The organism is Streptomyces longispororuber (genome assembly GCF_024448165.1).
GTDB classification, from domain to species: Bacteria; Actinomycetota; Actinomycetes; order Streptomycetales; family Streptomycetaceae; genus Streptomyces; species Streptomyces longispororuber_A.
This window is the reverse complement of the sequence record NZ_JAMOLN010000039.1, coordinates 15589-34211: the sequence shown is the minus strand read 5'-3', so window position 1 is coordinate 34211 and position 18623 is coordinate 15589. Positions and strand designations below refer to the sequence as shown.

Annotated in this window: 16 protein-coding genes; 11 read left to right on the top strand and 5 right to left on the bottom strand. The window is 72.6% G+C overall.

What is annotated here, in order from left to right:
* Window positions 1–27: 27 nt before the first annotated feature.
* Window positions 28–588: a YbaK/EbsC family protein gene (locus tag M4J07_RS14005; protein ID WP_255971620.1), complete on the top strand. Its 561-nt coding sequence runs from the start codon at window positions 28–30 to the stop codon at window positions 586–588.
* Here M4J07_RS14005 and M4J07_RS14000 read toward each other — a convergent pair.
* Window positions 578–1591 (bottom strand): LacI family DNA-binding transcriptional regulator, encoded by a 1014-nt coding sequence (locus tag M4J07_RS14000; protein WP_255971657.1) that lies wholly within the window; start codon window positions 1589–1591, stop codon window positions 578–580. The genes M4J07_RS14005 and M4J07_RS14000 overlap by 11 nt on opposite strands.
* Before the next feature lie 215 nt (window positions 1592–1806).
* On the opposite strand from M4J07_RS14000, the gene M4J07_RS13995 reads away from it, so the two are divergent.
* The 5 genes from M4J07_RS13995 to M4J07_RS13975 all read left to right on the top strand — a co-directional run bounded on the left by M4J07_RS13995 (window position 1807) and on the right by M4J07_RS13975 (window position 9239).
* Window positions 1807–2703, top strand: a complete 897-nt coding sequence (locus tag M4J07_RS13995) for a carbohydrate ABC transporter permease (RefSeq protein ID WP_255971618.1) — start codon at window positions 1807–1809, stop codon at window positions 2701–2703.
* A 5-nt stretch (window positions 2704–2708) separates the two neighbouring features.
* A complete protein-coding gene (locus M4J07_RS13990) occupies window positions 2709–3641 on the top strand; it encodes a carbohydrate ABC transporter permease (protein WP_255971616.1) in 933 nt (310 codons plus the stop codon).
* 75 nt (window positions 3642–3716) lie between these two features.
* Complete coding sequence (locus M4J07_RS13985) at window positions 3717–5054, top strand: ABC transporter substrate-binding protein (RefSeq protein ID WP_255971614.1); 1338 nt, start codon at window positions 3717–3719, stop codon at window positions 5052–5054.
* A 40-nt stretch (window positions 5055–5094) separates the two neighbouring features.
* A complete protein-coding gene (locus M4J07_RS13980; protein WP_255971612.1) occupies window positions 5095–7140 on the top strand; it encodes a beta-galactosidase in 2046 nt (681 codons plus the stop codon).
* Between the two features lie 59 nt (window positions 7141–7199).
* On the top strand, window positions 7200–9239 hold the full coding sequence (locus M4J07_RS13975) for an RICIN domain-containing protein (protein WP_255971610.1): 2040 nt from the start codon (window positions 7200–7202) through the stop codon (window positions 9237–9239).
* Here the strand turns inward: M4J07_RS13975 and M4J07_RS13970 are convergent, their stop codons facing one another.
* The 3 genes from M4J07_RS13970 to M4J07_RS13960 are packed head-to-tail and all read right to left on the bottom strand — an operon-like array spanning window position 9240 to window position 12641.
* Window positions 9240–10478: an alpha/beta hydrolase-fold protein gene (locus M4J07_RS13970; RefSeq protein ID WP_255971608.1), complete on the bottom strand. Its 1239-nt coding sequence runs from the start codon at window positions 10476–10478 to the stop codon at window positions 9240–9242.
* 25 nt (window positions 10479–10503) lie between these two features.
* Complete coding sequence (locus M4J07_RS13965) at window positions 10504–11583, bottom strand: FecCD family ABC transporter permease (protein WP_255971606.1); 1080 nt, start codon at window positions 11581–11583, stop codon at window positions 10504–10506.
* Window positions 11580–12641, bottom strand: a complete 1062-nt coding sequence (locus M4J07_RS13960; RefSeq protein ID WP_255971604.1) for a FecCD family ABC transporter permease — start codon at window positions 12639–12641, stop codon at window positions 11580–11582. The genes M4J07_RS13965 and M4J07_RS13960 overlap by 4 nt, the downstream gene beginning before the upstream one ends.
* A gap of 73 nt (window positions 12642–12714) precedes the next feature.
* Between M4J07_RS13960 and fes the strand changes: the two genes are divergently transcribed.
* The 5 genes from fes to M4J07_RS13935 all read left to right on the top strand — a co-directional run bounded on the left by fes (window position 12715) and on the right by M4J07_RS13935 (window position 18213).
* Window positions 12715–14049: an enterochelin esterase gene (gene fes / locus M4J07_RS13955; protein WP_255971602.1), complete on the top strand. Its 1335-nt coding sequence runs from the start codon at window positions 12715–12717 to the stop codon at window positions 14047–14049.
* A gap of 50 nt (window positions 14050–14099) precedes the next feature.
* Window positions 14100–15089 (top strand): ABC transporter substrate-binding protein, encoded by a 990-nt coding sequence (locus tag M4J07_RS13950; RefSeq protein ID WP_255971600.1) that lies wholly within the window; start codon window positions 14100–14102, stop codon window positions 15087–15089.
* A 76-nt stretch (window positions 15090–15165) separates the two neighbouring features.
* A complete protein-coding gene (locus M4J07_RS13945; protein ID WP_255971598.1) occupies window positions 15166–16398 on the top strand; it encodes a cytochrome P450 in 1233 nt (410 codons plus the stop codon).
* A gap of 14 nt (window positions 16399–16412) precedes the next feature.
* The gene (locus M4J07_RS13940; RefSeq protein WP_255971597.1) at window positions 16413–17258 is read left to right on the top strand and encodes a class I SAM-dependent methyltransferase; all 846 of its coding nucleotides are present in this window, start codon (window positions 16413–16415) and stop codon (window positions 17256–17258) included.
* 10 nt (window positions 17259–17268) lie between these two features.
* The gene (locus M4J07_RS13935) at window positions 17269–18213 is read left to right on the top strand and encodes an NAD(P)-dependent oxidoreductase (protein ID WP_255971596.1); all 945 of its coding nucleotides are present in this window, start codon (window positions 17269–17271) and stop codon (window positions 18211–18213) included.
* Here the strand turns inward: M4J07_RS13935 and M4J07_RS13930 are convergent.
* Window positions 18206–18613 (bottom strand): CoA-binding protein, encoded by a 408-nt coding sequence (locus M4J07_RS13930; protein WP_255971595.1) that lies wholly within the window; start codon window positions 18611–18613, stop codon window positions 18206–18208. The genes M4J07_RS13935 and M4J07_RS13930 overlap by 8 nt on opposite strands.
* Window positions 18614–18623: the final 10 nt, after the last annotated feature.

Below are 18623 nucleotides of genomic sequence, written 5' to 3'. Positions count from 1 at the left end.
GCGCGCGACGCCTGTTAGCGTGCGGCCATGCGCGCACCCATCGGCACCTTCGACCACGTCCTCGCGGCCCCCGACGCCCTCGAACTGCTCACCCGCCCCGTCGCCGACGCCGTGCGGCACTGGCGCGGCCCGGTGCCCGCGCAGGACCTGATCCATGTCGACACCGACCCCGAGTGGGCCGACACCGCGACCTTCGTCGAGCACTACGGCCCCGAACTCCTCGCGCAGTCCGCGAACTGCGTGGTCGTCGCGGGCAAGCGGGGCGGCGAGGCCACGCTCGCCGCGTGCGTCGTGCTGTCCACCACCAAGGTCGACGTCAACGGTGCGGTGCGACGCCAACTCGGCGCCCGCAAGGCCTCGTTCGCCTCGATGGACACCGCGGTCGGCGAGACGGGCATGGAGTACGGCGGCATCACCCCGATCGGCCTCCCCGCGGACTGGCCGGTCCTCGTGGACGCGGCCGTCGCCGACCTGCCGCACGTCCTCATCGGCAGCGGCACCCGCCGCGGCAAACTGATCGTCCCGGGCAAGGCCCTCGCCGAACTCCCCGGCGCGGTGGTCCTGGAGGGCCTCGGCGTCACGGTCTGAACGACCCACCGCCCGGCCCGCGCGGCGCGCGCCCCGTGCTCTCCCGCACCACCAGCCGCGTCGGTACCAGCGTCGTGCCCCGCTCCGCCTCGCTCTCCCTGACCTGGCGCAGCGCGCTCTCCACACAGCGGCGGCCGACCTCCGCGAAGTCCTGGTGGACCGTGGTGAGCGGAGGCAGGAACGAGCCCGAGTCGGGGATGTCGTCGAAGCCGATGACCGAGACGTCCTCGGGGACCCGGCGGCCGCGCTCGTCCAGCGCCCGCAGCAGGCCCAGCGCCATCTGGTCGTTCGCCGCGAACACCGCGGTGCAGTCGGCCTGTTCGGCCAGGCGCAGGCCCGCGCGGTAGCCGGACTCGGCCGACCAGTCGCCCCGCACCGGCGGCGGCACGGCGCGCCCCGCACTCTCAAGTGCCGTGCGCCAGGCGTCCGTTCGGCGCTGCGCCGCGAAGGACTCGGAGGGGCCCGCCAGGTGCCAGACCGTGCGGTGGCCCAGGTCGAGAAGATGGCGCACCGCGTCGCGGGTGCCGCCCGCCTGGTCCGTGTCCACCACCGCGTACCGGTCGCCGGCGTCGGAGTCCGCGACCACCACCTTCACGTGCGGCGGCAGCGTCAGGCTCGCCGAGTCGAGCAGGTGGACCTCCATGATGACGATGACCGCGTCCACGGCCAGTTCGCCGAGGCGGGAGAACGCGCCGCGCACCTCGTCCTGGGTCGGCACCGCGACCGGCAGGAGCGTGACCGCGTAGCCCTCCTGCGCGGCCGAGGTCGCGATGGCCTCCAGTGTGCGCATGTTGCCCGTCGTGGACAGCGTGAACGTGATGACGCCGATCGTGCGGAAGTCGCCGCGCTTCAGCGCCCGCGCCGCGCTGTTGGGGCGGTAGCCGAGGTCCTTCATCGCGGCGAGGACCCGGTCCCGGGTCTCCTCGTTCACCCCGGGGAAGCCGTTCGAGACGCGGGAGACCGTCTGGGACGAGACGCCCGCGACCCGGGCGACGTCGGCCATCGACGCGTTCTGTGTCCGGCGCGTGCCGCGCTGCGGGGCGCGCCCGTTGGTTGTCACCGTGTCCCTCACCGACTCTTGACCGTCGTCCTCGGGGCAGTGTAGACATGCCGCCACCGAATGTTTACGTAAACATAGCAGCCGCCGGACCCTTTGCGCCCAGGGATGTTTACGCAAACATCGAGCCCAGTGACCCATGGACGAGTGAGGGACGCGAGATGACCACGCTGCAACCGCCGGTCGCCGTGAGGCGGCGCCGCTCGTGGACGGGATGGGGGTTCATCGGCCCCTTCGTGCTCGTCTTCGCCCTGGTCTTCCTCGCGCCGCTCGCGTACTCGGTCTATCTGAGCCTCTTCAGGACCCAACTCATCGGCGGCACCACCTTCGTGGGCCTGGACAACTACCAACAGGCGCTCCAGGACAGTCAGTTCTGGGAGGGCGTGGCCCGCGTCGGGCTCTTCCTGCTGATCCAGGTGCCGATCATGCTGGGCATCGCCCTGCTCGTCGCCCTCGCCATCGACAGCGGCCGCCTCTACGGCAAGGACTTCTTCCGCATCACCGTCTTCCTCCCGTACGCGGTCCCCGCCGTCGTCGCCACCCTCATGTGGGGCTTCATGTACGGCACCCGCTACGGCCTGGTCGGCGACCTCGACGACGCGCTCGGCACGAAGCTGCCCGACCCGCTCTCCGCCGACCTGGTCCTCGCCTCCATCGGCAACATCGTGACCTGGGAGTTCGTCGGCTACAACATGCTGATCTTCTTCGCCGCGCTGCGCGTCGTACCGCACTCGCTGTACGAGGCGGCCGAGATCGACGGCGCCGGACAGTGGCGCGTCATCACCGCCATCAAACTCCCGGCGATCCGCGGCGCCCTCGTCATCGCCACGATCTTCTCGGTCATCGGCAGCTTCCAGCTCTTCAACGAGCCCGCGATCCTGCAGAAGCTCGCGCCGAACGCCATCACCACCGACTACACCCCGAACTTCTACACGTACTCGCTGTCCTTCGCGGGCCAGCAGCAGAACTACTCCGCGACGGTCGCCATCGTCATGGGCGTGATCACGATGATCGTCGCCTACGTGGTCCAGCTGCGCGGCATGCGCAAGGGAGCGTGAGCGCGATGACCACCACCACCGGCTCCGTGCGGAACACCGCGCCGCCCAAGTCCCCGGCCCCGCGGCTGCGTTCACCGCGCGCCGCGCGTCCGGGACGGCCCCGCCGCAGCGTCCTGCTGACCGTCCTCACCGGCGTCGTCCTCGTCTACAGCCTGCTGCCGCTGGTCTGGCTCCTGATCAGCGCCACCAAGTCCCAGCAGGGCCTGGCTCGTTCGTTCGGCCTCTGGTTCGACCGGGACTTCGACCTCTGGCACAACATCGGCACGACCTTCACCTACCAGGACGGCGTCTTCGGCCGCTGGCTCCTCAACACCCTCCTGTACGTGGTGGTCGGCGCGGGCGGGGCCACCTTCCTCGCGGTCCTCGGCGGGTACGCGCTCGCCAAGTTCGCCTTCCCCGGCAAGCGCGCCGTGTTCGCCGTCGTCATCGGGGCCGTCGCGGTGCCGGGCACCGCACTCGCCGTCCCCACGTTCCTCATGTTCAGCAAGATGGGGCTCACCGACACCCCGTGGGCCGTGATCATCCCCTCGCTGATCTCCCCGTTCGGCCTGTACCTGATGTGGGTGTTCGCCACCGAGGCGATCCCCACCGAGCTGATGGAGGCCGCCCGCATCGACGGGGCGAGCGAGCTGCGCACCTTCTTCCAGGTCGCCCTGCCGCTGCTCGCCCCCGGCACCGTCACCGTGCTGCTCTTCACCATGGTCGCGACCTGGAACAACTACTTCCTGCCGCTGATCATGCTGAAGGACCCCGACTGGTACCCGCTCACGCTCGGCCTGGACTCCTGGAACAAACAGGCGCAGACGGCCGGCGGCGAGGCCATCCCCCATCTGGTGCTCACCGGTTCGCTGCTCACCATCGTGCCGCTGATCGCCGCCTTCCTGCTGCTCCAGAAGTACTGGCAGTCCGGGCTCTCCGCCGGAAGCGTCAAGGAGTAGGCGCAGCACCGCAGTTCACGCCGTACCCCGGCAGAAACACCCTCCGTAGGACCACGACGAAGTGGAAGCATGCCCATGCCCAAGCACTCCCGCCGCCTGCTGCGCGGCCTCGGTCTCGTCTGCGCCCTCGCCCTCGGAGCCACCGCCTGCGGCGGCTCCGACGACGACTCCGGTGACAAGAAGGTCGGCTCCTCCGACATCCAGTCGGCCCTGAAGAAGGGCGGCACCGTCACGGTGTGGGCGTGGGAGCCCACCCTCAAGCAGGTCGCCGCCGACTTCGAGAAGAAGTACCCGAAGGTCGACATCAAGCTGGTCAACGCGGGCACCAACAACGACCAGTACAAGGCCCTGTCGAACGCGATCTCCGCGAAGAAGGGCGTCCCGGACGTCGCACAGATCGAGTACTACGCGCTCGGCCAGTACGCCCTGACCAAGCAGATCACCGACCTCAAGGCGTACGGCGCCGAGAAGCTGGCGTCCTCGTACTCACCGGGCCCGTGGAACTCGGTGAAGTCCGGCGACGGCGTCTACGGCCTGCCCATGGACTCCGGCCCGATGGCGCTCTTCTACAACAAGAAGGTCTTCGACAAGTACAAGATCGCCGTCCCGACGACCTGGGACGAGTACGTCGAGGCGGCCCGCACGCTGCACAAGGCCGACCCGAAGGCGTACATCACCAGCGACGTCGGCGACGCCGGCCTGACCACCAGCCTGCTGTGGCAGGCCGGATCGCACCCCTACAAGGTCGACGGCACCAAGGTCGGCATCGACTTCACCGACGCGGGCGCGAAGAAGTACACCGACACCTGGCAGCAGCTGATCGACGAGAAGCTCGTCTCGCCCGTCACCGGCTGGACCGACGACTGGTACAAGGGCCTCGGCGACGGCACCATCGCCACCCTGCCCACCGGCGCCTGGATGCCCGCCAACTTCGCCTCCGGCGTGAAGGGCGCGTCCGGCGACTGGCGCGTCGCCCCGATGCCGCAGTGGGAGAAGGGCGCCAACGCCAGCTCGGAGAACGGCGGCAGCTCGCTCGCCCTGCCCGAGCTCGGCAAGAACAAGGAACTCGCCTATGCCTTCGTCGAGTACGCCAACTCCGGCGCCGGCGTGCAGACCCGCATCAAGAACGGCGCGTTCCCCGCGACCACGAAGGACCTGAACTCCCCGTCGTTCCAGAACACCGAGTTCCCCTACTTCGGCGGCCAGAAGGCCAACAAGATCTTCGCCGAGTCCGCGAAGAGCGTGCCCACCGACTGGAAGTACCTGCCGTACCAGGTGTACGCCAACTCGATCTTCAACGACACCGTCGGCAAGGCGTACGTCTCCTCGACCAAGCTCACCGCCGGCCTCAAGTCCTGGCAGGACGCCTCCGTCAAGTACGGCACCGAGCAGGGCTTCACCGTCGAGAAGTAGCCCGCGCCCCCTTTGTGACCGCATCCCTGGAAGGACGTGCATGACCGCCCCCCTCACCTCCCGTTTCCCGTACGCGAAGGGCTCGGACGGCGCCCGGCGCCTCGGCTACGGAGCCGACTACAACCCCGAGCAGTGGTCACGGGAGGTGTGGGCGGACGACATCCGGCTGATGCGCGAGGCCGGGGTGAACGTCGTCTCCCTCGCCATCTTCTCCTGGGCCAGGATCCAGCCCACCGCCGACACCTGGGACTTCGGCTGGCTCGACGAGATCATGGACCTGCTGCACGCGGGCGGCATCGGCGTCGACCTGGCCACCGCCACCGCGTCGCCGCCGCCGTGGCTGACCGCCGCGCACCCGGAGATCCTGCCGGTCACCGCGAGCGGCGAGACGCTGTCGCCCGGCGCCCGCCAGCACTGGCGGCCCACCTCGCCCGTCTTCCGCGAGCACGCGCTGCACCTGGTGCGCAAGCTCGCCTCCCGCTACGCCGACCACCCGGCCCTCGTCGCCTGGCACGTCAACAACGAGCTGGGCTGCCACAACGTCTACGACTACTCCGACGACGCGGCCCGGGCCTTCCGTCTCTGGCTGCGCCGCCGGTACACGACGCTCGACGCCCTCAACGACGCCTGGGGGACCGCCTTCTGGTCCCAGCGCTATAGCGACTGGGAGCAGCTGCTGCCGCCCCGGCTCGCCGCCTCGCACCCCAACCCGACGCAGCAGCTCGACTTCAAGCGGTTCTCGTCGGACGCGCTCAAGGACCACCTGCTGGCCGAGCGGGAGATCCTGCGCGAGCTCACCCCGGACACGCCCGTCACCACCAACTTCATGGTGATGGGCGGCACCAAGGGCATGGACTACGCCGACTGGGCCGCCGAGGTGGACTTCGTCGCCAACGACCACTACGTCATCCCAGGACCGCAGGACCGCGACGAACTCTCCTTCTCCGCCAACCTCAGCAGCGGCATCGCGGGCCACCGGCCGTGGTTCCTGATGGAGCACTCCACCAGCGCCGTGAACTGGCAGCCCGTCAACCTGCCCAAGCAGCCGGGGGAGTTGGCCCGCGACTCGCTGCTGCACGTGGCGCACGGCGCCGATGCCGTCTGCTTCTTCCAGTGGCGCCAGTCCGTGGCCGGCGCCGAGAAGTACCACTCGGCGATGGTCCCGCACGCCGGCGCCGACAGCGAACTCTTCCGCGCCGTCGTCGAGTTGGGCCGCACCCTGGACGCACTCGCCCCCGTCGCGGGCAGTGAGCGCGAACCCGCCAGGGTGGCGATCCTCTTCGACTGGGACTCCTGGTGGGCCGGCGAGCAGGACTCCCACCCCAGCTCGCGCCTCGACTACCACCGCGAGGCCCTCGACTGGTACTCGGCGCTCCTGCGCCTCGGGATCCGCGCCGACGTGGTGCCCGCCCACCGCACCGACCTGTCCGCGTACGACGTCGTCATCGCGCCCGTGCTGCACGTGGTGCCCCAGCCGCTCGCCAAGGAGCTCACGCGGTACGTCGAGGGCGGCGGCCACCTCGTCACCACGTACTTCTCCGCGATCGTCGACGAGAACGACCACGTCTGGCTCGGCGGCTACCCGGGCGCCCTGCGCGACGTCCTCGGCATCCGCATCGAGGAGTTCGGACCGCTGCTCGACGGCGTCACCGTCGACCTGGACAACGGCACCACGGGCAGTCTGTGGACCGACCGGATCTCCGTCACCGGCACGGACGTCGAGGTGCTCGCCGGGTACCGCACCGGCACGTACGCCGCCCGCCCGGCCGTCACCCGGCGCGGCACCGGCCGCGGCTCGGCCGCCTACGTCTCCACCCGCCTCGGCGTCGACGGTCTGACCGTGCTGCTGCCCGAGCTGCTCGCGCCCGCCGGGGTGAGCAGCGAACTCCCGGAGCAGGCGCGGGGTTCGGTGGAGCACGTCGTGCGGCGCGACGCCGGGCACCGCTACCACTTCCTGGTCAACCGGAGCGACGAGGAGGTGGCGGTGCCGGGTCTCACCGGCGACGTCCTCGTCGGTCCCGCGGGCGACGGCCTCGTCCTCGCGCCCCGGCAGGTCGCCGTCCTCCGGCAGCCCGCCTCCGCCTAGAACCACTCCGTTCCAGCACCACCAACACCGCACTCACACCACGACGTCGGGAGCTCACGTTGGCGCGCTTGACCCGCAGACGGTTCATCGCAGTCGCCACGGCCACGGCCGCGGCCGCAGGAACCCAGATCTCGGCCGCACCGTTCCTCGCACCGGCCGCCGCGGCCGACGCGGCGACGGTCACGGTCACCCCCGACCCCTCGTACCGGCAGGACCGGTTCGAGGGGTGGGGCACCAGCCTGGTCTGGTTCGCGAACGCCACCGGGCACTACCCGGACGAGATTCGCGAGCGGATAGCCGACCTCGTCTTCGGACGGGACGGCCTCGCCCTGAACATCGCCCGCTACAACATCGGCGGCGGCAACGCCCCCGACGTGCCCGACTACCTGAGGGCGGGCGGCGCCGTCGAGGGCTGGTGGAAGGCGCCCGAGGGCACCACCCGCAGCGACACCGACTGGTGGGACCCGGACGACGCGGACCACTGGAACGAGGACGCCGACGCCACCCAGCGCTGGTGGGTGGACCGGATCAAGAAGGACATCACCCACTGGGAGACGTTCTCCAACTCGCCGCCCTACTTCATGACGGTCAGCGGCTACGTCTCCGGCGGCTTCGACGCGTCGAAGGACCAGCTGAAGGAGGCGTCCGTCGACGACTTCGCCGCCTACCTGGCCGGTGCCACCCGGCGCCTGGAGAAGGCGCACGGCATCAAGGTGAAGACCGTCGACCCGTGCAACGAGCCCAACACGAGCTACTGGGGCACCCAGCTGGGCGCCGACGGCAATCCGACCGGCGGCCGGCAGGAGGGCTGCCACATCGGCCCCGGCCTCCAGCAGAAGATCGTGCCGGCGCTCGACGCCGCGCTGCGCAGGGCGCGGACCGGCGCGGCCGTCTCGGCCATGGACGAGACCAACCCGACGACCTTCGTCACGAACTGGACCAGCTATCCGGCGGACGTGAAGCGCCACGTCGCCCAGATGAACGTCCACACGTACGGCACCGGCGGCCGCACCTCCGTCCGCGACCTCGCCAAGGCCGACGGCAAGCCGCTGTGGATGAGCGAGGTGGAGGGCGACTGGGGCGACGGCCAGTCCTTCACCGACATGCGGCCCGGCCTCGGCCTCGCCCAGCACATCGTCGACGACCTGCGGGAACTGGAGCCCAGCGCCTGGGTGTTCTGGCAGCCCGTCGAGGACTGGGACAACATGAAGCCGGGCGGTGAGTCCGCCAAGGGCGGCAACTGGGGCGAGATCCAGGTCTCCTTCAGCGCCGGCCCCGACGACACCCTGGAGACCTGCCCGGTCTACACGAACACCAAGTTCGACACGGCCCGGAACTTCACCCACTACATCCGGCCGGGCGACTGCCTCGTCAAGGTCGACGACACGAACAGCACCGCGGCGGTCACCCGCGGCGGCAACGGCGCCACGGTCGTGCACGTCAACGGCACCACGGGCACCCGCACGGTGACGCTCGACCTGTCCAGGTTCGCCGCCGTGCGCCGGGGCGCGACCGTCACTCCGGTCGTGACCAGCGCCGACGGCAAGCTGGCCGAGCAGCCACCGGTCGCGGTGACGGGCCGCACGGCCACCTTCACGGTGCCCGCTCAGTCCGTGACCACGTTCGTGATCAAGGGCGTGTCCGGGGTCGCCAGGGACGCGGCGACGCTGCGCAGGGGACGCTCCTACGAGCTGACGGGCGTGCAGAGCGGCAGGGACCTCACCGTCGCCGACGGCGCCGACACCCTCGTCATCGGTTCCGGGACCGGGGCGGCCGGGCAGCGCTGGCGGCTCGCGCGGATCAGCGGGGACGGCCCGGCGAGCCGCGACCGCCACGTGTTCACCAGCGCCGCCGACGGCAGGCGGCTCGCCGTCCGCGACGGGGTGCCGGTCGTCGAACCCGACACGGACGACCGCGACGCGGCGGCCCAGTGGATCCTGTCGACGACCGGCGACGGCACGTACACGTTCGTCAACGCCGGCACGGGGCGTCTCCTGGAGGTCGGCGGGCAGGCCACGCACGAGGGTGCGCCCGTCGGGACCTGGCAGCCCAACTCCGGCGCCAACCAGCGATGGCGGGTGACCGACGTGACGCCCTGATCACGTCCGGGCGAGGCCGTCGACGAGGGCCGCCGCCCAGCAGGAGTAGTCGTGCCCGCCCCGGTAGACGTTGAGGGAGACGTCGAAGCCGCGGGCCGCCATCAGCCCGTGCAGCCGCCGCAGGTCGTCGGTCATCGTGCCTTCGTTGGAGCCGACGTCCAGCCGGATCCGGACGTCGGAGACCGGCGCCGCCGCGGCCTGTTCGGCCAGCCAGGTGGTGGCCCCGGCCGGCAGTTCGGCCGGGCGCGCGGTCATGCCGGGGCGCCACCAGGTCGACGCCGAGTGGGCGAGCACCGTGCCGAACGCGTCGGGCCGGCGCAGTGCCGCCGCGAGCGCGGTGAGGCCGCCGAGGCTCTGTCCGCACAGCACGGTGCTTCGGGGCCCGGCCCACCGGGGCAGACCTGCGGTCACCGTGGGCAGCAGCTCGTCGGCCAGCATGTCGATGAAGCGCGGGTTCGCGCCGAGCTGCCGCATCCGGGCCGCGGGACCGGACCCCGCCTCGATGCCGATGACGGCCGTCGGCGCGATCCGGCCCGCGTCGACGGCCGCGGTGACCGCCGCCGTGATGCCGTACCGGTCGAACCACCGCTCCCCGTCGCACACGACGAGCAGTCCAGGTGCGGGTCCGCCGTCGTCGGGGGCGGGGACGAACCGGCGTACGCGGTACGTCGTCCCGTCGGCGGCCGGGAAGTCGAAGGCGTCGCTCCTGGGCGCGGGGGAGAGCGTGCGGGACGTGGGCCACTCGGCGAGCGAGGGCGCGCCGGGCAGCTCGATCAGGGAGCCGAACGGGCCGTCGGCACGGTGGTTGAACGGGTCCGAGCGGTCGTCCGGCAGCCCGCGCGAGGAGCCACTGCGGGGCCCGTCCGCCGTCAGCCACGGATCGTCGGGGCCGAACGGATGGACGCGGTACCCGCAGCGCAGCCCGAGGGGCAGCCGTAGGCCGACGTACCAGAGGTCCGTGTCGTCGAGGCGGCGCATCATGCCGTCGCGGGCCCGGTGCTTGTCGGTGACGCGGTTGGCCATGACGTAGACGCCCGTCACGGGCCGGTCCTGGCGCCAGACGACCGTCACCAGACGCTCGTCCGGGGCGCCGGGGACGGGCTCGACCAACGGTCCTCCGGTGTGCGCGAGTTCGCGCCAGAAGTCGTCGAGCGCCGCGCGCCCCCGGGCGCGCAGCTCCCTCGACAGCCGGGCCAGTCGCGGGCTGCCGGATCCTTCCCCGGTCGTCGCTGCGGCCATGCGGTGCTCGTCTCCTTCTCCTCGGTCAGACACGGTGGGCCCGGCGTTCCCGGAGCAGGAGCCAGGCCAGGAACAGTCCGCCGGCGACGCCTGTCACCACGCCCACGGGCATCAGCGCCGAACCGGTCACGCGCTGCGTGATCAGGTCGGCGGCCGTCACCAGCAGGGCGCCCGTCCAGGCGGCGGGCAGCACGTTCGGGCCGGGTGCGCGGGTGACGCGGCGGGCCAGCTGGGGCGCGGCCATCGCCAGGAACGGGACGGGGCCCGCCGCGGCCACCGCGAGCGCGGTGAGGCCGGTGCCCGCGCACAGCAGGACCAGGCGGCTCCGCTCGGCCGGTACCCCGAGCGCGCCCGCCGCGTCGTCGCCCATCTCGAGCAGGGTCAGCCGGCGGCCGTGGACCAGGACCACGGGCGCGCAGACGAGAAGGCCGAGCGCCGCGATCCGGACCTCGGTCCAGCCGCGGTCGTTGAGGGAGCCGATCATCCAGCTCGCCGCCTGGGCCGCCTTGCCGATGTCGGCGCGCACGTACAGGAAGCTGGTCGCCGCGCCGAGCACCGCGGAGACGCCGATGCCGACGAGTACGAGCCGGTAGCCGTGCACCCCGCGGCGCCACGCCAGCAGGTACACCGCGGCGGCCGTGGCGAAGCCGCCGGCCAGTGCGCCGAGCGCGGTCTGCGGCGCGCCCGCGTCGAGGACGACGATGGCGACGAGCGCGCCGGCCGACGCGCCGTTGCCGAACCCGATGATGTCCGGGCTGCCCAGCGGATTGCGGGTGACGGACTGGAACACGGCGCCCGCCATGCCCGTCCCGAAGCCGATCAGGACGGCCACGACGGCGCGCGGCAGCCGCAGGTCGAGCACGATGAACCCGGCCCCCGGAGGCCCGTGCCCGGCGAACGTGCGCAGCACCTCCAGCGGCGACAGCGCGTACGTGCCCGTGCCGACGGACAGGACCACGAGGCACGCCGTGACGACGATCAGCGCGAGACAGACGAGGACGGTGCGCGGGTCGAGGCGGAGCGACCAGCGGCCCGCGCGCAGCACGGTCCCGCGCGTGCCGTGCCCGGCCTTCCGGAGCGTCGTGGGACGGTCGGCGACGCTCACAGCCGGGCCACCTTCCGCCGCCGGACGAGATGGACGAAGACGAGACCGCCGAGGAAGGACGTGACGATGTCGGCCTGGATCTCGGACGGCGCCACCACGACGCGTCCGATCACGTCGGACACCAGCAGCAGGGCGGGCGCGAACAGGGCGCAGAGCGGGAGCAGCCGGCGCGGATCGGGGCCGGTGAACGCGCGGACCGCGTGCGGGACCATCAGGCCGACGAAGCCGATCGGGCCGCACAGGGCGGTCGCGCTGCCGCAGAGCAGCGTGATCGCCACGACGGACAGGACCCGGGTGCGCCGCACCGAGGTGCCGAGCGCGCGGGCGTGGTCCTCGCCGAGCGCGAGCGCGCCGAGCGGCCGGCCGAGCGCGCACGCCAGCAGGGCGCCCGCGACCAGCAACGGCAGGGCGTGGAGCAGGAGTTGAGGGTCCCGCTTGTCCAAGGTCCCCACCGACCAGTGGCGCATCGAGTCGAGCGTGTCCAGGTCCCACAGCTGCAGCCCGTTGACGTAGCCGAACAGGGCCGCGTTCACGGCCGTGCCCGCGAGGGCGAGCCGGACCGGGGTCGCCGCGCGGGTGCCGCCGAGCGCGTTCACGGCGACGGCGGCGACGGCCGCGCCGAGCAGCGCGAACCACAGGTAGCCGGTGAACGACGTGATGCCGAGGACGCTGATCGCGGTGACGACGGCGGCCGACGCCCCCGCGTTCACGCCGAGCAGCCCCGGGTCGGCGAGCGGATTGCGGGTCAGGGTCTGCATCACCCCGCCCGCGAGGCCGAGGGCCGCGCCGACGGCGATCCCGATGAGGGTCCGCGGCACCCGCAGCTCGCGCACGATGTTGTCGAACCGCGATCCGGACGGCGCGAACAGGGCGGACCGGACGTCGTCGAGCGGAATGCGCTCGGTGCCCACGCACAGCGACAGCAGGGCCGCCGCGACCAGCAGGAGCAGGCCGAGGAGCACGCCCAGGGGCAGCCCCGGAGCCCGGTGGGGACCGTCGCGGCCGGGCGCGACGAGCCGTGGTGCTTCTCCGGGGCGGAGGCGTGTTCCAGTGAGCATGTGATTAGCTTAGGCTAACCTAACTACAACTTCTGACAATTGTGTTGACGAAGCTGCTGGAGGAAGAGGAGACATGCGCGTCCAGACGGCGGCCCCCACCGACCGGCCCGCAGCCCTGCCGGACCACCGGCCGGCCCGGGTCACCGGCCCGCGCGTCGCCCGCCTCCTGGAACAGCTGACCGGCGCCGACGACGCCCGACGGGCCCGCTGTGCCGCCGCCTTCTGGCAGGACGTGGCCGGACGCGGCACCCCGCTCGTCGAGGAGATCGACGGCGCGCCCGACCACCGGGTGGTCACGTTCCTGTGGCGGGGACACCGCGCCACCCGGCAGGTGCTGCTCGTGGCGAACCGCCTCGCCGACCGCGACCACCTGGCGGGCTCGCTCCTCGAACCCGTCCCCGGCACCGACGTCTGGCACCTCGGACTGCGGCTGCGCGCCGACCACCGCGGCACCTACCGCATCGCCGCCGACGTCTCCGCCAAGGAACCGCCCACCGACCCCGGCGTCCTCCAGGCGCGCCTGCGCTCCCTCGCTGTGCACGCCACCCGCGACCCGCTCAACCCCCGCTCCCTGCCCACCCGTTGGGGCCCCGCCGAGTCGTCCGTGTTCGCCCTGCCGGACGCGCCCGCCGAACCCCGGCACCGGTCACGGGGCGAGCGCCCGGCGGGCCGGGTCGAACGGCACCGGGCACCCGCGGCGGCGCTCGGCGGCCACCGCGACGTCTGGGTCTATGTGCCGCCGGGCCGCCGCCGCGCGGACGAGCGGCTGCCCGTCCTGGTGCTCGGCGACGGCGACATGTGGCTCGGCCGGACCGGTCTGCAGCACACCCTCGACGTCCTGATCGACGAGGGCAGGCTGGCGCCGCTCGTCGTGCTCGCGCCCGATGCCGTCGACCGCGCCACCCGCGACCGCGAACTCGGCGCGCGCGACGCCTTCGTGCAGTTCCTCGCCGACGAACTGCTGCCCTGGGCGGCCGCCCGCTGGCCCGTCACCTCCGACCCGGCGCGCACCGTCGTCGCCGGACAGGGCCTCGGCGGCGTCACCGCACTGCACGCCGGCCACCTGCGCCCCGGCCGGTTCGGCCACGTCGTCGCCCAGTCGCCGTCGCTGTGGTGGCGGCCCGGGCTCCCGCCGGACGGGCGGCACGAGCACGTCTTCGGCGTGCCGTGGCTCGTCACCCGGTTCGCCACCACCCCGGCGCGGCCCGTCACCGTCCACCTCGACGTCGGACTCCACGAAGGCCCGGCCGCCGAGCACTGCGGAGCCCTCTACGACACCCTGCACTCGGCCCGCTACCAGGTCACCCGGCGCGAGTTCAACGGCGGGCACGACCAAGCCTGTTGGCACGTCGCCCTGGCCGACACCCTGGTCCGCCTGTTCGGCGCGACGCCGGGACCGACCCCCTGAACCCCCACGCACCACCGGTCAACCCCCTTGTCCCTAGGAGCAATACGCACATGTCCTCCCCCCGAACCTTCCGCCGCGCCGCCCTGATCCCCACGACCGCCGCCGTCACGGGGGCCTTGCTCCTGAGTGCCTGCGGCGGCGACGGCGACAGCGGCGACGGCGGCGGGAAGGCGAAGGCGGCGGCGGAGACGACACGACGGATCACCGACGCCCAGGGCCGCGAGGTCGACGTGCCCGGCACCCCGCGCAAGGTCGTCACGCTCAGCGAGCCGACCACCGACGCCGCGCTCGCCCTCGGCGTCGAACCGGTCGGCACGACGGCCGGGCGCGGCCAGCGGGGCGTGTCCAGCTACCTCGCCGACAAGGCGTCGAAGGCACAGGTCGTCGCCACCGTCGCCGAGGCCGACCTGGAGAAGCTCGCCGCGCTGCAGCCCGATCTGATCCTGCTCGACGAGACGACCGGCGCCAAGAAGACCGTCGACAAGCTCCAGGAGATCGCGCCGACCGTCGTCACCGCGAAGCTCAACGAGGACTGGAAGAAGTCCTTCACCGACACCGCCGACGCGCTCAACAAGAAGGCCGCCGCCGAGAAGTGGCTCACCGACTTCGACGCGCGGGTCGCCGCCACGAAGAAGCAGCTCGGCGCGAACGCCGGGAAGTCCGTCTCCGTGATCCGCTGGCAGGACGGCGCGCCGTCGGTCGTCGGCAAGGGCGACGGCGTCGTCGGCTCCACCCTCCAGGCGCTCGGCCTCACCCGGCCGAAGGACCAGCAGGGCGCGAGCACCGGACACAGCGAACCGGTCTCGCTGGAGAAGCTCGACACCATCGACGGCGACTGGCTGTTCCTCGGCACGCTCGGCGACCGGGCCGACGGCGAGAAGGCGTACGGCGAGGCCCGCAAGGCCACCAACTTCGGCTCGCTGCGCGCCGAGCAGGACGGCCACGTCGTGGTCGTCGAGGGCTCCGCGTGGAACAGCGCCGGTGGCCCGCTCTCCGCCCGGATCGTCCTCGACGACGTCAAGGAGGCGCTGGCCGGGTGATGCCGACGGAGGCACGGGGCATCACGAACCGGTCACGGATCCCACCCGTACGTAGGTTCCCGTAGATGCTCCCTCCATGACCGAATTCGCCGCCGCCCCCATCGAGCTGACCCACCAGCAGATCGACGACGCCTCGCACGGCCACGAGGCGCCACTGCTGCGCGTCACGCTGCCGCAGACCACCACCCCGGTCTGGCTGGCCACCCGGTACGACGTGGTCAAGACGGTGCTCGCCGACCCCCGCTTCGTCCGCGACCTCGCCAAGGTGCCGGGACAGGACGGGGGCGGCCTCGGCGCGGAACTCCTCGACGAGGCGGGGCTGCCGCCCGAGTACCGCCTCTACCTGGAGATCCTGGTGATGGTCGACGGGCCCGACCACGCCCGGCTGCGCACCCACGTCATGCGCGCCTTCGCGCCGCGCCGGATCGCCGCCCTGCGCCCGCGGATCCAGCGCGTGGTGCGCGAACTCGGTGACGAACTCACCGCGAGCGGCGCCGAGTTCGAGTTCCTGACCGGCTTCGCCTACCCCGTCGTCACCGAGGTCATCTGCGACATCATCGGCGTCGACGAGGCGGACCGCGGCAAGGTCGCCGGCTGGATGCGCGACTACGAGTCCGGCGAACCGGACCGCTTCCTGCCCGGCATCGACCGCCTCGCCGAGTACATCGACGGCCTCCTCGACCGCCGCGCCGCAGCCCCCGGCGAGGACCTCGCCTCCGACCTGCTGCGCTCCGACGCGGAGGCGGCGCCGGACCAGCGCCTCAGCCGGCAGGAGATGATCGCGCTCGTCTTCCTCCTCATCAACACCGGCATCGCGCCGCCCGCCTTCTTCCTCACCGACGCCGTCCTCACCCTCCTCGACCACCCGGACGAGACGGCCCGGCTGCGCACCGACCCCGATCTGCTGCCGCGCGCCGTGCAGGAGTTGCTCCGGCACGTCTCCGCCGTGCACGTCGGCGCCACCCTCTACGCCACCGAGGACGTGGAGCTCGGCGGCGTCCGGGTCCGCCGCGGCGAGGGCGTCACCAGCGGGCTGCTCGCCGCCAACCGCGACCCCGGGACCTTTCCCGAGCCCGGCCGGCTCGACCTGGGCCGCGAACCGGCCCGCGGCACCGGCCACATCGCGTACGGGCACGGCGCCCACCGCTGCATCGGCGCGGCGCTCGCCAACCTGCAGACCGAGGTGCTCGTCGAGGAGCTCTGGCTGCGCCGCGACGGCCTCACCCTCGCCGGCGGCCGGGACGCCGTCCAGCGGGTGGGCTTCGCCGGGGACGGCTCATATCCGGTGGGGCTGCCGGTCCGTTTCTGAGTAGCGTGGCGCGGATGACCGACACCGAGCGGGAACGGCTGCGCCGCACCTTCACCCAGGACGCCGAGATCTACGACCGCGCGCGGCCCGGCTACCCGCCGGGCATGTACGACGACCTCGCTGAACTCGCGGGGACCGGGCCCGGCTGCCGGATCCTCGAAGTGGGCTGCGGCACGGGCAAGGCGACCGTGCCGCTGGCCGAGCGCGGCTGCCGGATCGTCGCCGTCGAACTCGGCGCCGAACTGGCGGCCGTGGCCCGCCGCCGGCTCGCCGGACACCCCGGCGCCGAGGTCGAGGTGGCCGCCTTCGAGGACTGGCCGCTGCCCGCCGAGCCGTTCGACGTGGTCCTCGCGGCGACGTCCTTCCACTGGATCGACCCCGCCGTCCGCGTCGCCAAGTCCGCCCGGGCACTGCGCCCCGGCGGGACGCTCGCGACGGTGTCGACGCACCACGTCGCGGGCGGCACGGAGGACTTCTTCGTGGCGGTCCAGGGCTGCTACGAGCGCTTCGACCCGGCCACCCCGCCCGGCCTGCGCCCGACGCCCGCAGCCGACATCCCGTACGACAGCCAGGAGGCGCCGAACCGGCACGTCGCGCAGGGCAATGCCACGTTGCCCGGCGCCGACCGGTTCGAGCCGCCCGTCTTCCGGCGCCACGAGTGGGACATCACCTTCACCACGGAGGAGTACCGCGACCTGCTGTGCACCTTCTCGGGCACCCGCGACCTCGAACCGGCCGCCCGCTCCGGCCTGCTGGACTGCGTCGGCGATCTCATCGACCGCCACTACGGCGGCCGGGTCACCAAGCGGTACCTGACGGAGCTGCGGGTGGCCCGCAGGAAGAGCGTTGACCGGACATAGAGTTGACGCCATGAGTGAACAGAGCACTCCCGCAGCCCCCGCCGACAAGCTGACCGTGAGCGTCCTCGGCACCGGGATCATGGGTGCGGCGATGGCCCGCAACATCGCGCGCGCCGGGCACACCGTCCGCGCCTGGAACCGCAGCCGGGACAGGGCCGAACCGCTGACCGCCGACGGCGTGCACGTCACCGACACCCCGGCCGAGGCCGTCACCGGCGCCGACGTCGTGCTGACGATGCTGTACGACGGGCCCGCCGCGCTCGACGTGATGCGGCAGGCCGCGGCCGGGCTGCGGCCCGGCGCCGCCTGGCTGCAGTCCACGACCGCGGGCATCGAGGCGATCGACGGCCTCGCGGACTTCGCCGCCGACCACGGCCTGGTCTTCTTCGACGCCCCGGTCCTCGGCACCCGGCAGCCCGCCGAGGCCGGTCAGCTGCTGATCCTCGCGGCGGGCCCGGGAGAGCACCGGGACGCGGTGGCGCCGGTCCTCGACGCGGTCGGCGCGCGCACCGTGTGGACCGGCGAGGACGGGGCGGCGGGCTCCGCCACCCGGCTGAAGCTGGTGGCCAACAGCTGGGTGCTGGCGACCACGAACGCCGCCGGGGAGGTGCTCGCGCTGTCCCGGGCGCTCGGCGTCGACCCGCAGTCGTTCTTCGACGCCATCGCGGGCGGTGGCCTCGACATGCCGTACCTGCGGCTCAAGGCGGGCCTCGTCCTGGAGGACCGGCTCACCCCGGCCCAGTTCGCGGTCGACACGGCGGCCAAGGACGCCCGCCTCATCGTCGAGGCGGGCCGGGCGAACGGGGTCCGCCTCGACGTCGCCGAGGCGAGCGCCGCCCGCCTGGCCCGCGCCGCCGAGCAGGGCCACGGGAACGAGGACATGGCCGCCGCCTACTTCGCGTCCTTCGACGAGGGCGCCGACGGGGCGGCCGGCGCCGCGGGCCCGGTCAGCTGAGCCGCGGGATCTCGATCGCCGGGCACTTGTCCATCACCATGGCGAGCCCGGCGTCCCGGGTCCGGTCGTACGCGTCCTCGTCGGTCACGCCGAGCTGGAACCACACCGCCTCGGCGCCGATCGCGACGGCCTCGTCGGCGACCTGGCCCGCGAGGTCGCTGTTGACGAAGACGTCGACCACGTCGACCGGGAACGGGATGTCGGCGAGCGAGGCGTACCCCTGCTCGCCGTGCACCGTCTCGGCCTTGGGGTGGACCGGCACGACCCGCTTGCCGAAGCGCTGCAGGACCTCCGCGACGCCGTACGCCGCCCGCCCCCGGTTCGAGGACAGGCCGACCACCGCCCAGGTGTCACCGGTCCCGGTGAGGATCTTGCGGACGGTTTCCTGATCGCCGTACATGGACGCCTCC